Below are 14,804 nucleotides of genomic sequence, written 5' to 3'. Positions count from 1 at the left end.
CGCTTTGTTCGCAATGATCCCTCGCCACGGCGAGCAAAGGAACTCAGCCAGTTCCCGGGCGTTTGAATGGGATATGTACTCGTTCCGCAGAGGTGACAACTGCTTCAACGTGCATCGATTCTCGTCCCTGGCCAGACCATCTGGAAAAAGGGCGAAGCAAGCCGGGTGGCGGTGCTGAACGACGCGGCCGAATATTTCGCGGCCCTGCGGGACGTGCTGCTCCGTGCGGAGCGGCAGGTCTATATCGTCGGCTGGGACATGCACAGCGAGACCGACCTGGTGGGGCCGTCAGGCCGGGCCGAAGATGGCTTGCCGGTCAGGCTCGGCGCCTTCCTGAAGGCCTTGCTGCAGAGCAAGCCGGCGCTGCGCATCAACATCCTGACCTGGGACTTCGCGGCGCTATATGCCTCGGAGCGCGAATGGAATTCCGCCAAAAAATTCACTTCCGGATGTGACGGCCGGCTTTGCTTCTGCCTGGATGCCTGTCTGCCGCTGGGCTCCGCCCAGCATCAGAAGATCGTCGTGGTCGACAATGCGATCGCCTTCGTCGGCGGCCTCGACCTCACGATCCGCAGGTGGGACACCAGCGAGCACTGTCTCGATCATCCGTTGCGCCGCGATCCCGACGGCAAGCCTTACCCGCCATTCCACGATGTCCAGTGCATGGTCGAGGGATCGGCGGCTGCCGCGCTCGGCGAAATCGCAGTGGCGAGGTGGACGGCGGCCGGCTGCACCAGCGAACCTTTGCTGCCCGTCGCAGGCGATCATTGGCCGGCATCCGTACCGGCGCAGGCGCGGGCGATTACGGCCGGCATCGCGAGAACCGAACCGAAAACCGAGACCTGCGAGGAAATAGATGAGGTCGCCCGGTTGTTCGAGGCCTCGATCAACGCGGCGAACCGCTTCATCTATATCGAGAACCAGTTCACCAGCGCGAACGAGATCGCGCGTTCGCTGGCGCGGCGGATGGTGGACGTTCCCGCACTGCGTGTTCTCATCGTGACTCCGAAGGGACATTCGTCTTGGTTCGAATCCCAGGCGATGCAAGGCGGCCGCGGAGGCTTTCTCGATCCGTTCGTTGCCGCCGGCGTCACCGATCGTCTTCGTATCCTCTATCCGTCGGTCGCCGATGAGAAATCATCCGCGGCGGTGATGGTGCACAGCAAGGTCATGATCGTCGACGACGGCTTTCTCCGCGTCGGCTCCGCCAACATCAACAACCGCTCGATGGGGGCGGATACCGAATGCGACCTGGCGTTCGAGGCGACGTCCGAACGTCACCGCGATTTCATCCGCCGCCTGCGGCGCCGGTTGATCGGGCACTTTTGCGGGCTTGAAGAAGCTGTGATCGCTGATAACGAGGACGACCTGTTCGGATTTATCGAACGCCATGCGGCGAGTGGCGCGGGCAGGGCGCTGGTGCCGATCGATTTTGAACATGCGCCGGCGCTGATCGGCATCGTGCAGCCGATCGCGGATCCCAGGCATCCGCTCAACCTTCAGCGCACCGCACGGCGGATGTGGAACGGGCGTACCGTGATGGCGGCGGCCGGCACTGCGGTCGCGCTGGCGGGGCTGGCCCTTGCCTGGCGCTATACGCCGCTGAGCAGCTACACCGATCTCGGATACGTAGCCTCGCTGATTTCGCAGCACGCGCAGTCGGCATTCGCACCGCTGTATGCGGTTGCGCTGTTTGTGCTGGGCGGGCTGGTGGTATTTCCGGTGATCGTCCTGATTGCCGCGACGGCGGCGGCGCTGGGGCCCTGGATCGGTGCCCTCAGCGCCACCGTCGGGGTCCTCTTGAGCTCACTGCTGTTGTTCATGATTGGACGTCTCATGGGTCACAAACGCCTTCAGGCGGTACTCGGCGCTCGCGCCTTGCGCGTACAGAAACGCGTCGCCGGCCGGGGTGTTGTCGCGGTGGCGATGATCCGGATGGTCCCGATCGCTCCATTTACGCTGGTCAACCTTCTGGCCGGCGCGAGCCAGCTCCGACTGAGCGACTTTCTGATCGGAACCCTGCTTGGAATGGCGCCGGGCATCATTATGATGGCCGCGCTGGGCGCGCAGATCGCGGACTTCGCCAGGAATGCCTCATGGTCGAACATCGTGCCGCTCGGCCTGACCATCGTGCTGTGGATCGCGGTTTGTCTCGCGGTCCAGTTCCTGGTGACCTGGCTGAGCGGTCGGCGCACGTGACGGGTACGCTGCGCGTCATGACATGGAACGTGCACGGCACGTTCAATCTCAATCCCGATTTCGACCTTGAAGGCGTCTGTTCGGTCATCGAGAGATGGTCGCCTGACGTCGTCGCGCTGCAGGAGGTCGACTCGCGCGGACGCTCCGACGATGTTTTCGGACGGCTGGCGGACGCCGTCGGCGAGCACCGTGTGGAGGCCCGCTCGATCGTCGCGCAGGATGGTCACTATGGCCAGACCCTGCTGAGCCAATGGCCCTTCGCCTGCGAGCCTGATGTGACCGACGTGTCCTATCAGGAAAGGGAACCGCGCCGGGCGATCTCTGCGCGCATCCTTACGCCGATCGGCGAAGTGACTGTGGTCGCGACCCATCTTGGCCTCTCCATGCACGAGCGCTATGCGCAGGCGCAGGCGCTCGCCGCGCTGGTGAATGCGCCTCGGACCATCGTCCTCGGCGACTTCAACGACTGGTTCTGGTTCAAGTCGGTGCGCCGGGCGCTGGCGGCGCGATGTCCGGTTCGAACCCGCCTGCGGACGTTTCCGTCCCGACTTCCCATCCTGCGTCTCGACCGCATCTACGTCACGCCGAGCGGGACGATCGTGAAGGCGTGGACCGATGACAAGGCGAGGAGTTGCTCAGATCATCTGCCTGTTATTGCGGACATCGCGTTTTCGCATGATATTTTGTGATATCGGTTGACTATTCCACCCGAGCGATCGCCCGCCATGAATGATTTGCGCATCCGGCCGATGCAGCCCGACGAAATCTCGATAGCCGTCGATTGGGCGGCGGCCGAAGGCTGGAACCCGGGCTTTGCCGACGACGCGTGCTTCGCAACCGTCGATCCCCAGGGCTTCCTCATCGGCGAGCTCGATGGCGCGCCGGCCGCGACCGTCTCCTGCGTCAATTACAGCGATCATTTTTCCTTCCTCGGTTTCTATATCGTGCGCGCGGATCTGCGCGGCCGCGGCTACGGTCTGCGGATATGGAACGCGGCCATCGCGCATGCGGGATCGCGCGTGATCGGGCTCGACGGCGTGGTGGCGCAGCAGCAAAACTATCGGCGGTCCGGCTTCGAACTGGCCTATGCCAATGTCCGTTACGGCGGCACCGTCGCTGCCCCTCCTGTGCGACAGGCGGGTATGGTCGCGCTCGCCGAAATCCCGATGGCGGCCGTGGAGGCCTACGATGCGACCGTGTTTCCGGCGCCGCGCGCCGCGTTCCTGCGCGCCTGGATCAGTTCGCCCGGGCATAGCGGCCGCGCGCTGCTGCGCGATGGCGCGCTCGCCGGATGGGGCGTGATCCGTCCATGCCGGCAGGGCCACAAGATCGGCCCGCTGGTCGCCGACGACCGCGCCACGGCCGAGGCGATTCTGTCGGCTTTGCTGGCCGATGTGGGCGGCGGCGAGGTCTTCCTCGACGTGCCCGCCATCAACCGCGACGCCGTCGCGTTGGCGCAGGATCTGGGGCTCACGCCGGTGTTCGAGACGGCGCGAATGTATACCGGCGCGATTCCGCCGTTGCGGCTGGACCGGGTGTTCGGCGTCACGACCTTTGAGCTCGGGTAGCGGCGCTATTCTGCGGGTGCGAGCTGTCCGCCAGGGCGTGATGTTGCGGTCTGGCGCACCCGGACCCGGGCACGGCGCTTGCGCCACCAGATTACGACGCCGGTCACCGACAGCGCCGCAACCACCAGCCCCATGATCGAGATCAGGATGCGGCCGGGCAGCCCGACGATACGGCCGGAATGCAGGGGGAATTGCGCCTGCACGAAGATGTCGGCGGCGGTGCCGACCCACGGCAGTCGCGCGCCGATCGGCCGTCCGTCCTCGCTGTCGTAATAAAGCTGCGCCGGGCCGACGCCGCCGGTGCCATGATCGTCGCCGGGGTGGAAGAAGGCCGCGGCATAGACGCCGTGCGCCGGGCCATAATTGATCGAGCCGACCGGCGTGGTCCAGCCGCGGGCCTTGCCATCGGCGGCCGCACGCGCGGCGATGTCGGCAAAGCTGACCCGGGGTTCGATCGGATCGTCGAGATGCCGGTACGGACGCTGCTCATAGGGCGTCGGGGTGTAGTCCGACACCGTCTTCATCAACGGCGAGAACACCTCGAAATACAGGTTGAGCGAGAACGCCGTGAAGGCGATCATGAACAGCAGCGCCCAGGTCCACAGGCTGAAGGCGCGGTGGAGGTCGAAATTGATCCGGTAAGCGCTGCCCGAGGTCTTGACCTTCCAGGCCGGCGCCCAGCGCGCCCAGAAGCCGCGGCCGAGCTCGCGCTCGACGGCAGGGGCGCGGCCCACCCGGGCGCGGCGACGCGACGGCAGCGTCAGATAGAAACCGACGAAGCAATCGATGGTCCAGATGATGGCGATGACGCCGAGCACGCGCATGCCCCAGCGGTCGCTGCCCCAGAACTCCGGAATGTGCATGGTGTAGTGCAGCTTGTAGAGGAACGAGACGAAGTTCTCGCGCGTCACCGGCCACACCGCGCCCCAGTAGCGCCGCCCGAGCTCCGCGCCGGTGTTGGGATCGAGGAAGATCTGATTGTAATCGAGGCTGAATCGCGTGCCGGTGGCGGGATCGATCCGCGGCAGCACGAAGAACCACAGCGAGTGGTCTTTTTCCGGCGTCATGAACATGTGGATGACGCGCGCGCGGGGATCGCGCTGCTCGATCAGCTTGACGAGATCGATGGAGGGTATCGCCGGACCGCTGCTGGTCACGTCGAACAGATGCTTGTTGAGCGCGTCGTCGATCTCGTGATCCCACGAGATGATCGCGCCGGTAATGCCCGAGAAAAACAGAAAGCCGGCGGTGAGAAGGCCGGCCCAGCGATGCAGTCGCCCGAAGATCGCTCTCATGGCGTTCGCCCGTGTTGGGGTTGCCTCACCATCGATAGGTCACCTTGCCGATCGCCTTGCGCCCCTCCGCGTAGAAGCATCCCGACAGGCTGTAGCAGGCGGCGACATAGCGCGTGTCGGCGAGATTGGTGACGTTCAGCGACAGGCGCCAATTGTCCTTGTTATAGGCGAGCAGCGCATCCAGCACGGTGGCCGCTTCGACCTTGAAGGTGTTGGCGTCATTGCCCCAGGTCGCGCCGACATAGCGGATGCCGCCGCCGAACTGGACCCCGGCAAGCGGCCCGCTCCGCAGCGTGTAGTCGCTCCACAGCGAGGTGCGGTTGAGCGGCACCGTGGGGGGCGCCTTGCCGACATTGACCGGGTCCTGCGTGATCACGGCGTCGACATAGGCGTAGGCGGCGCGCAGGTTCCAGCCATCGGCCAGCGATACCGTGCCTTCGAGCTCGATGCCGCGCGACTTCACCTGGCCGGTCTGTTCAGCGGTATAGAGCGGTGGCGGGTATGTAACGACGTTGGAGCGCGTCAGGTCGAACGCCGCGAACGTGAACAGGGCGTTCAGGCCGACCGGCTGGTACTTGACGCCGACCTCATACTGAACGCCGGTCTCGGGGTTGAGCAACTGGCCCGCCGCGTTGGTCGCCAGCACCGGCAAGAAGGATTCCGAATAGCTGATATATGGCGCGATGCCGTTGTCGAAATTGTACATGACGGCTGCGCGGCCGGTGAACGCCGAGGCGTCGGTCGTGGCCGAGGTGTTGAACAGACCGCTGTCGACCTTCGTGGTGACGAAATCCTGGCGGCCGCCGAGTTGGAACGAGAGCCGGCCGAGCTTGATCTGGTCCTGCGCGTAGAGCCCGACCTGCGATTGCTTGATGCCGGTGTTGTCGCTCATGGCCCCGATGGCCCAGTCGTAGCTGTAGACCGGGGCGAACACGTTGATCTCGGGAGCCGAGGTCGTCACGCCATAGGCGGTGTCGCGGAACGAGGTGTTGCGGTAGTCTATGCCGACCAGCGTGGTGTGGCTGAGGAAGCCGGTGGTGAACTTGCCCTGCAGCTGATTGTCGACCGCGAAGGAATTGATGTACGAGTTGCTCGTGCTGCCGTAGCGCGCGAGCAGACCTGCGGCCTCGTTGGTGTAGCCGCCGCCATAGAACACTTTTTCTTCGTTGTGCTGGTAGGCGTAGCGCAGATTCTGCCGGAAGGTGACGGCGTCGCTGAAGTTGTGCGAGAGCTGGTAGCCGGCGGTCGCGATCTCGGTGTTGAAGGCGTCGAAACTGGGCACGCCCGCGAAAAACGAGACCGGGATGGTGCGGCCGTTATTGGGCCACACCGTGCCCGAAGCCGGCAGGAACTGCAGTCCCCATCCGGCCCTGTCCCTCTGATAGTTGGCCAGGAAGGTGATGGTCGTATCCTCGTTCGGCTTGAAGGTGACGGCCGGCGCGATGAAGACGCGGTTGTCCTTGGTGAAGTCGACCTGGGTCTCGCCGTCGCGAACGACGCCGGTCAACCGCCACAGCACCGTGCCTTCCTTGTTGGCGGGACCGCCCATGTCGAACTGGCCCTGATAGCGGTTGAAGCTGCCGCCCGAGATCGAGGCTTCACCGAACTGCTGCGCGGTCGGCAGCTTGGTAACGTAGTTGAGGATGCCGCCGGTGCCGCTACCGCCATACATCGCCGACGACGGCCCCTTGAGGACCTCCAGCCGCTCGGCGCCGTATGGATCGAGACCGTTGAAATGCACGTAGTTGCTGGACGGCACCCGCAGACCGTCGATGTAGAGGCCCGGCATGGTCATGTCGAAGCCGCGGATCTGCAGGCCGCCGAAGCGCGTGTCGGAGCCGCCATTGACATCGCCGCTGACGCCGGCGGTGTAGCGCAACGCCTCGCCGATCGACACGGCGCCCTGGTTTCTGACCTGATCGGTGGTGACGACGGAAATCGATTGCGGGGTTTCGATGAGCGGCGTGTCGGTCTTGGTCGCGGTGGCGGAGCGGGTCGCGACGAAGCCCTGCACCGGACCATTGGCGCGCTCGCCGGCGCCGGGGCCCGATGGGATCGCAGCCGGCGCCGCCTGCGGCGCGCGGGCGGTGCGATTGGCGCGCGCGCCGCGCGCGGTTGCCGCGCGGCGGGATGGCTGGGCCGCGGCCGGGCGCGCGCGCTGCTGCGGCGATTCCACTGTGATTGGCGGCAGTGACGACTGCGCCAGCGCGGCGCCCGTCGGCAGGGCGAGGGCAAATCCGCTGACTGCCCCGAGGCAGATCATCCGTGTCAGTTGAAGTCGGGTGGCGAAAGGCGAGTGGAACTCTTTTGGTATCACGCTGCGATGTATCCTGAAGCCTGCCGGCTTGGCCGGTACGATTTTTTTGAGGCTTCGCTCTAACGCAGGCACCTTCGCAACGCGATGGGTGGTTACTAGAATTGCTCCAGATTGAAAACTTCCATTCTATGGATGGTCGCGCGACATCCGCTCTGCTTCCAGAGCGGATGTCCACGGCGCCCGGGCGTGATCGCGGCTTCAGATCGTCGAAGCCCCGGGTTCTTCGGACAGCCGCCGTTATCTCACCGCGACCGGCGACACTGTCGAGCCCGAGCCGCCCTGAATCTTGAGCGGCTGCATCACGAAGGCGAATTCCCCGACGCCCTTTTGCGCGAGTTCGTCGAGTTTCATGTTCTCCAGCAGGTGGATGCCGTTCACGACAAGCGCGAGCTGGTGCACCGGCAGCGACAATTGCTTGTCGGGGTTGGGCGCGACCTCGACCGGCCAGTTGTCGGCGCCGAGCAGCATCGGGTCTTTCGCAGCAAGCCAGAGCGCGGCCGGCACGCCGATGCCCGGGCAGGATTTCACGTAGCGCGGATTGTCCTTGCCGTAGAGCTTGCCCCAGCCGGTGTGGATGACCACCGCGTCGCCAGGCTGCAGCGTCAGGTTCTGCTTCTTCAGCGCGCCCTCGAGATCCTCCACGGTGATTTCGTAATTGTCACCCAGCATCTCGACGCCCTTGAATCCCGCGACGTCGATCAGGACGCCGCGCGTGAACAGCGTGCCGACATTGTGGATGCCGAACTTCTTGAAGCCGGTGCGATCGACATTCTCGTCGACCTTCTGGCAATTGTACCAGCTGTTGAGATGGGTCTGGTGCGCAAAGCCGTCGAACTGCGTGCCGACCTGGCCGAGCTCGGTGATGATGATCTCTTCGTTCGAGCCGCGCATGTTGGAGAACTGGTTCATGAAGGTGCGCTTGGTGTGCACGTCGAAGCGCCGTGTCCCGAAGAACGCCATGCTGGGACCGAGCACGTGCGCGAGCTCGATGACCTCGCCGCTCTTGATCAGCTTCGCGGCGTTCATCACGGCTGCGGGTTTCTGGTGATTGGCCGAACCGCGCTCGTCGGCCGCGCCCCATTTCGATGGGCAACGCTGGCTTTCCGCCGGAACGGTCCAGCTTGGCGCCTGCGCATAGGCGGCGGCGGAAAACGCAAGCGTGATCGCCGCACCCAAAGTGAATGCTTTCATCCCTGTTCCTCCCAAGAGCGGGTGCTCTGGAAAACGGCACCCCAGGATTGAGTATGCGGGTCCCGTCCAGCCGGTTCAAGGCATGACAACGTGCCTGAGACGATGTGCCATCCGGGCGAGGTAATCCATGATGCCCAAGCAGACCATGCACCGCAGCAAACAACATGGTGCTGCTTCCGGCGAAAAACACGCTAGATTGAAGTCGCCACGTGCTCGCGATTCGGAGGAGCCATGTCAACACAGCGCCGGCGAGGCTTGCAGGGTGCGGGTCCAGCGAAGCGACCAACCGTCGATAAATATCCGGCCCGGCAATTTCCGGTTCAACATGGAATTCAGAAATTGGAAGAAGAACTGAACGCCTTCAACGACCGGATCGCAGAACTGGAAGATGAAGGTCACCGCGGCCATGCGATGAACGTGTTGAAGGAAAATGCGATAGATCTTGCGCGACGGATCGACGAACTTCGCAGCTTGCTCGTCGACCCCACAAAGAGAGGCCGGTCTCCGTAGGCTGCTCCAGGCGATGCCCTCGGGCTCAGTCTCTGATGCCCTCGGGCTCAGTCTCTGATGCCCTCGGGCTCAGTCTCTGATGCCCTCGGGCTCAGCCTCTGATGCCCTCAGGCTCAGTCTCTAAGAGCTTTCTCGTGAGCTTTTAGCGCGGCCGCCATCAGCTTCGGAAGGTTCCTGGCGTAGGACTCGATGAAGGCCGCATCGCCGCACGCCTGGGGGGCGCGGGCAGCCTGCTCGGCGATGCGCGCGGCCTTTGCCTCGCACTTCGCGAAGATGTGCCAAAACCATTCCGGCTTTTTGGCCATCGCATGCTTATGCTTCTTGAGGACTGCGGCCCCAACGGCGCTCATCGCACTTACCGCGCCCGCGCTCAGGGAACTGAGGGCTTGCGCGCTGATGATATCTTCGCGCGCTTGCGCGGGTCCGGTGGCTGCGGTTGCTCGAGCTTTGGTCGGCATGATCGGCTCCTGATGCGCCCCATCTCGATCATCTGCCCGCGAAGTTGAGGAACACTCAATTTAAATAGGTTGCGAACCGTTCTGGATTTCGCTCCGTTTTATGTATCTTTTTAGATTTTCCGATGGCTCTGCTTCAAAGCAGTGCAGGCGCAAGGCACGTTTCGATTCTTGCGCCGCCAGGCGCCTCATTTTTCCAGCCCTTTGGCGATCTTGCCCTTGATCTTCTTCGCTTCGGCTGGATCGGGCTTGAGCGACAACGCCTGCTCCCAGGATTTGCGCGCCTCGTCCTGGCGTCCCGCCCGCCAGTGCACATCGCCGAGATGGTCTCTTATTTCGTTGTTGTCGGGTTCAAGAGCGGCTGCGCGCTCCAGGACCTTGAGCGCCTCCGGGTAGTCGCCGAGGCGGTAGTGCGCCCAGCCGAGACTGTCGAGCATGTTGCCGTCGTCCGGCCTGAGCTTGACGGCCTTCTCGAGCAGCGCCAGGCCCTCCCTGAGCTTGAGATTCCGATCGACCCAGTTATAGCCGAGTTGATTGAGCACGTCGGGTTGATCGGGGTCGAGCTCCATCGCCTTGAGAAAATCCGCCTCCGCCTGCGGCCATTTGCCGAGGCGCTCAAAGCTCACGCCGCGATAAAGCCACCAGGTCCAGTGTGCCTTCTCCGGCTTGCCGGCCAGTTCGATCGTCTTGCCGTAATCCCTGGCGGCGCGATCGAAATCGCTCTTGCGGCGCCAGGCATCGCCGCGACCGCTATATGCCCGCATATTTTCCGGATCGAGGCGGATCGCCTCGCTGAAATCCTTGATGGCGCGGTCGTTGTCGCTCTTGCTGGCGTAGACGCTGCCGCGATTGGAATAGGCCGCCGCATCCTTCGGCCTGAGGCGGATCGCCTCGTCGTACTCCTTGATGGCGCGTTCAGAATCGCCCTTGGCGACGAAAACAGCGGCGCGATTGAAATAGGCAGCCACATATGTCGGATCGTGGCGGATCGCCTCGCTGTAGTCAGCGATGGCGCGGTCGTTGTCGCCCTTCTCCCGGTGGATATTGCCGCGATTGTAATAGGCAATCACATATTTCGGATCGAGGCGGATGGCCTCGTCGAAATCCTTGATGGCGCGGTCGTTATCGCGCTTGTTGGAGTAGACGACGCCGCGGTTGTAATAGGCCTTGGCATCCTTCGGATCGAGACTGATCGCCTCGTCGAAGTCCTTGATGGCGGGGTCGTAATCGCCCTTGTAGGAGTTGACAGACCCGCGATTGAAATAAGCAGCCGCATATTTCGGGTCGATGCGGATCGCCTCGCTGTAATCCTTGATGGCGCGGTCGTTATCGCCCTTGTCCTTGTGGGCATTGCCGCGATTGAAGTAGGCAACCACAAATTTCGGGTCGAGGCGGATTGCTTCGTCGAAATCCCTGATGGCGCGGTCGTTGTCGCCCTTGTTGGAGTAGGCGCCGCCCCGATTGCTGTAGGACGTGGCATTTTTCGGATCGAGGCGGATCGCCTCGGCGAAATCCTTGATGGCGCGGTCGTGATCGCCCTTCTCGGAATAGGCATGTCCGCGATCGTTATAGTCGTCGGCATTCTTTGGAATCTGCGCCGTTTGTCCCGCTCTCGGCCGCAGCCGCGTCGCCTCGTCGAAATCCTTCCGAGCTCGGGCGGAGTCTCCCTTGTTTTCAAAGGCCCGCCCGCGGATCTCATAGGCTAGCGCATATTTCGGATCGAGGCGGATCGCCTCGTCGTACTCCTTGATGGCGCGGTCGTAGTCGCCTTTGAAGAAGTAGGCGCCGCCACGATGCAAATGGGCGCTCGCATCTTTCGGATTGAGGCGGATCGCCTCGCTGTAATCCTTGATAGCGCGGTCGTGATCGCGCTTGCTGGTGTAGGCAAGCCCGCGATTGAAATAGGCCTCCGCAAAATTCGGATCGAGGCGGATCGCCTCGTCGTGATCCCTGATGGCGCGGTCGTTGTCGCCTTTGCCGGAGTAGGCATTGCCGCGATTGCTATAGGCATCCGCCAATTTCGGATCGAGGCGGATCGCCTCGTCGTGATCCCTGATGGCGCGGTCGTTGTCGCCCTTGCCGTGGTAGGCCTTGCCGCGACCGGTATAAGCAAGCGCATATTTCGGATTGAGGCGGATCGCGTCGTCCAGGTCCTTGATGGCGCGGTCGTAATCGCCCTTCAAGAAGTACGAACGGCCGCGGGCGTTATGGGCACGTTCCAATTTCGGATCGAGGCGGATCGCCTCGTCGTAATCCTTGATGGCGCGGTCGTTATCAACAGTGCTGTAGCCATAGCCGCGATTGACATAGGCGTTGGCGCGGCTCGTCTCGCTCTCTGCCGCGCCGCGCGCCAACACCTGCGTGCATCCGGCGATCTTGCGTTCCTGGTCGGCGATTTGACCGCAATCCTCCCACGCCTTGTCCGCCGCGCGGGCCGGCGGTGCGAGCAGGGGCAGGAACGCCAGAGCCAGGATGAGGGCTAAGAAACGGCAACGCCGGAACATCACGTACTCCATCCAAAGCGCGCAAGGGGGAGGCGGCGCGGCGCATATTGTCGTCACGGCGTGGATCGCCCCCGGGCATGGCCAGCAAAGCCTGCGATGAGAATGAGCCCGCTTGGTAAGTCTGACCGACGTCTCCTTCGGTTCAAAAGCTGACCTGGCTCGAACGGCCGCTTCCGGCGCAAGGCAGCCGCTCGTTGCTGTTTGCAATTTGGCATCGTTCGGCCGCATTATGCGCGCCTGATGGCTTGCGGGGAATGACGCCCGCGGTGAACCGAAGGGAGGACCGACATGACGGTTTCGACGGAACGCGCAGTCCTTGCCGGTGGCTGCTTCTGGGGCATGCAGGATTTGATCCGCCGCTACCCCGGCGTGATTTCGACGCGGGTGGGCTACACCGGCGGCGAGGTGCCGAACGCGACCTATCGCAACCACGGCAATCACGCCGAAGGCATCGAGATCATCTTCGATCCGAAAGTGATCAGCTATCGCAAGCTGCTGGAGTTCTTCTTCCAGATTCACGATCCGTCAACCCTGAATCGCCAGGGCAACGATCTGGGCCCGAGCTACCGGTCGGCCATCTTCTATACCAATGATGAGCAGAAGCGGGTCGCAGAAGACACCATCGCCGACGTCGATGCCTCAGGTCTTTGGCCGGGCAAGGTCGTCACCGAGGTGGCGCCCGTCGGTCCGTTCTGGGAGGCGGAGCCCGAGCATCAGGATTATCTGGAGAAATATCCTGACGGGTACACCTGCCACTTCATCCGGCCGGACTGGACGCTGCCGCACCGGGCGGAGAAAGCGGAGCCAGGGGTGAGGGGAGCCGCGTGACCAAAGCCTCCGATCTCCTGGTCGCGGCCCTCGAAAACGAGGGCGTCGAATACATCTTCGCCATTCCCGGCGAGGAGAATCTCGACGTGCTGGACTCGCTGCGGCGCTCGAAGATCAAGCTCGTGCTGACGCGGCACGAGCAGGCCGCCGGCTTCATGGCGGCCACCTATGGGCGGCTCACCGGACGGGCGGGCGTCTGCCTGACGACGCTCGGTCCCGGCGCGCTCAACCTGACGACATCTGCGGCCTACGCCCATCTCGGCGCGATGCCGATGGTGATGCTGACAGGACAAAAGGCGATCCGGAGCAGCCGTCAGGCGCGCTTCCAGATCGTCGACATCGTCGCGACCATGCGGCCGCTGACCAAGATGGCGACCCAGATCGTGTCAGCGCAGAGTATTCCGACCCTGGTTCGCGATGCCTTCCGCGTGGCGCAGCAGGAACGACCGGGCCCGGTGCATCTCGAACTGCCCGAGGACATCGCGGCCGATGAAGCCACAGCCGATATGATTCCCCCGCACACCGTCGAGCTGCCGGTGGCGCCAGCGGCAGCCATCGATCGCGCCGCCGCCATGATCATGGCCGCCAAAAAGCCGCTCGTGATGCTGGGCGCCGCGGCAAGCCGCCCGCAACTTGCCGAGCCGCTGTCGGCGTTCGTGCGGCGGTGCAAGATTCCGTTCTTCAACACCCAGATGGGCAAGGGCGCCGTCAATGCCGGCTCCAACCTCTATATGGGCACGGCCGCGTTGTCGGAACGCGATTGGGTGCACGAGGCCATCGACCAGGCCGACCTGATCATTTCGATCGGCCATGACACCGTCGAGAAGCCTCCGTTCCTGATGGGTCATGACGGTCCGCAGGTGATCCATGTCGGCGTCACGCCGGCGACGGTGGAGCAGGTCTACTTCCCGCAGGCCGAGATCGTCGGCGACGTCGGCGCGGGCCTTGCCGCGCTCGCCGATCGCCTCGAAGGCAAGCTCCCCAATGGTCAGGCATTGCTAAGTTTGCGCGATGGGATTCTGGCCCATCTCGCCGAGCGTTCGACCGAGGACCGGTTTCCGCTGACGCCGCAGCGCATCGTGCACGACGTCCGCGCCGTCATTCCGCCGGACGGCATCGTTGCCCTCGACAACGGCATGTACAAGATCTGGTTCGCGCGCAACTATCGCACCAGCGTCGCCAACACGCTGCTGCTCGACAACGCACTGGCGACCATGGGGGCGGGGCTGCCTTCGGCGATCGCGGCGGCGCTGCTTTATCCCAAGCGGCGCGTGCTGGCGGTCTGCGGCGACGGCGGCTTCATGATGAATTCGCAGGAGCTGGAAACGGCGGTGCGGCTCAAGCTGAACCTCGTCGTGCTGATACTGGAGGATCGCGCCTACGGCATGATCCGCTGGAAACAGGAAGTCGACGAATTTCCCGACTTCGGCCTCGAGTTCGGCAACCCTGATTTCGTCGCCTATGCCAAATCATACGGCGCCAAGGGCGCGCGCGTCGGCAAGGTCTCGGAGCTCTCGACGATGCTGGAGGGAGCTTTCAGCGAAGGCGGCGTGCATCTCGTCGTGGCGCCCGTCGACTACAGCGAGAACATGCGCGTGCTCGTCGACGAGTTGCACTCGGTAGCCCAGGCCGGCTGAAAGCGCGTTTCTGGCGCCAAGCGGCCAATCCGCGGTTGGCGAGCGCTGGCAGTTCCGCAAGTGCGACAAAACAACCCGACGGGCAAATCAGTTCCGATTTACGGAATTTGTGTCAAGCCCCAGGATAAAAAATATTTCTGTTTACCGGAAGGCAAATCAGGTGCATATCTTTGCCCATCCCGTCCTGGTCAGAAGGGCGTCGGCCGTCGTCACGGACGTTGGGCGGGTTGCGGTGGACGCTTGTTTACGCTGAGACGATGGCGTGGATGGGCGTACGGCAAAACCGTGTGGTCCTGGCAC

At 63.5% G+C, this 14,804-nt stretch carries 11 protein-coding genes; 6 read left to right on the top strand and 5 right to left on the bottom strand.

Annotation, left to right across the window (positions count from 1 at the left end; genetic code table 11):
• Nucleotides 1–165: 165 nt before the first annotated feature.
• From JQ558_RS15080 to JQ558_RS15070, 3 genes are read left to right on the top strand one after another with little or no spacing between them, the layout of a single operon-like run.
• Complete coding sequence (locus JQ558_RS15080) at nucleotides 166–2,199, top strand: VTT domain-containing protein (RefSeq protein ID WP_212294075.1); 2,034 nt, start codon at nucleotides 166–168, stop codon at nucleotides 2,197–2,199.
• Nucleotides 2,196–2,888, top strand: a complete 693-nt coding sequence (locus JQ558_RS15075; protein ID WP_312014991.1) for an endonuclease/exonuclease/phosphatase family protein — start codon at nucleotides 2,196–2,198, stop codon at nucleotides 2,886–2,888. Before JQ558_RS15080 ends, JQ558_RS15075 begins: the two co-directional genes overlap by 4 nt.
• Before the next feature lie 36 nt (nucleotides 2,889–2,924).
• Nucleotides 2,925–3,767 carry a GNAT family N-acetyltransferase gene (locus JQ558_RS15070; RefSeq protein WP_212294073.1) on the top strand — a complete coding sequence of 281 codons (843 nt, stop codon included), beginning with the start codon at nucleotides 2,925–2,927 and terminating at the stop codon, nucleotides 3,765–3,767.
• Nucleotides 3,768–3,772: 5 nt separating this feature from the next.
• Here JQ558_RS15070 and fsrB read toward each other — a convergent pair whose 3' ends face one another.
• From fsrB to JQ558_RS15055, 3 genes are all read right to left on the bottom strand, one after another.
• A complete protein-coding gene (gene fsrB / locus JQ558_RS15065; RefSeq protein ID WP_212294072.1) occupies nucleotides 3,773–5,062 on the bottom strand; it encodes a siderophore utilization protein FsrB in 1,290 nt (429 codons plus the stop codon).
• Between the two features lie 25 nt (nucleotides 5,063–5,087).
• Nucleotides 5,088–7,076 carry a TonB-dependent siderophore receptor gene (locus JQ558_RS15060; protein WP_212208591.1) on the bottom strand — a complete coding sequence of 663 codons (1,989 nt, stop codon included), beginning with the start codon at nucleotides 7,074–7,076 and terminating at the stop codon, nucleotides 5,088–5,090.
• Between the two features lie 540 nt (nucleotides 7,077–7,616).
• A complete protein-coding gene (locus JQ558_RS15055; RefSeq protein ID WP_212208431.1) occupies nucleotides 7,617–8,570 on the bottom strand; it encodes a cyclase family protein in 954 nt (317 codons plus the stop codon).
• A gap of 231 nt (nucleotides 8,571–8,801) precedes the next feature.
• Between JQ558_RS15055 and JQ558_RS15050 the strand changes: the two genes are divergently transcribed.
• Nucleotides 8,802–9,080 carry a hypothetical protein gene (locus tag JQ558_RS15050; RefSeq protein ID WP_212294071.1) on the top strand — a complete coding sequence of 93 codons (279 nt, stop codon included), beginning with the start codon at nucleotides 8,802–8,804 and terminating at the stop codon, nucleotides 9,078–9,080.
• 113 nt (nucleotides 9,081–9,193) lie between these two features.
• On the opposite strand, the gene JQ558_RS15045 is transcribed toward JQ558_RS15050, so the two are convergent.
• Entirely contained in the window at nucleotides 9,194–9,538 is a 345-nt protein-coding gene (locus JQ558_RS15045; protein WP_212294070.1) for a hypothetical protein, read from the bottom strand.
• A gap of 185 nt (nucleotides 9,539–9,723) precedes the next feature.
• Entirely contained in the window at nucleotides 9,724–12,039 is a 2,316-nt protein-coding gene (locus JQ558_RS15040; RefSeq protein WP_212294069.1) for a tetratricopeptide repeat protein, read from the bottom strand.
• A 288-nt stretch (nucleotides 12,040–12,327) separates the two neighbouring features.
• Here JQ558_RS15040 and msrA point away from each other — a divergent pair, with 288 nt between their 5' ends.
• Both msrA and JQ558_RS15030 read left to right on the top strand, forming a co-directional pair.
• A complete protein-coding gene (msrA, locus tag JQ558_RS15035; protein WP_212215241.1) occupies nucleotides 12,328–12,867 on the top strand; it encodes a peptide-methionine (S)-S-oxide reductase MsrA in 540 nt (179 codons plus the stop codon).
• Nucleotides 12,864–14,504 carry an acetolactate synthase large subunit gene (locus tag JQ558_RS15030; protein WP_212294068.1) on the top strand — a complete coding sequence of 547 codons (1,641 nt, stop codon included), beginning with the start codon at nucleotides 12,864–12,866 and terminating at the stop codon, nucleotides 14,502–14,504. Before msrA ends, JQ558_RS15030 begins: the two co-directional genes overlap by 4 nt.
• Nucleotides 14,505–14,804: the final 300 nt, after the last annotated feature.

This window comes from Bradyrhizobium sp. AUGA SZCCT0160, assembly GCF_018130105.1.
Classification (GTDB): Bacteria; Pseudomonadota; Alphaproteobacteria; order Rhizobiales; family Xanthobacteraceae; genus Bradyrhizobium.
This window is presented reverse-complemented; position numbering and strand designations above follow the sequence as displayed.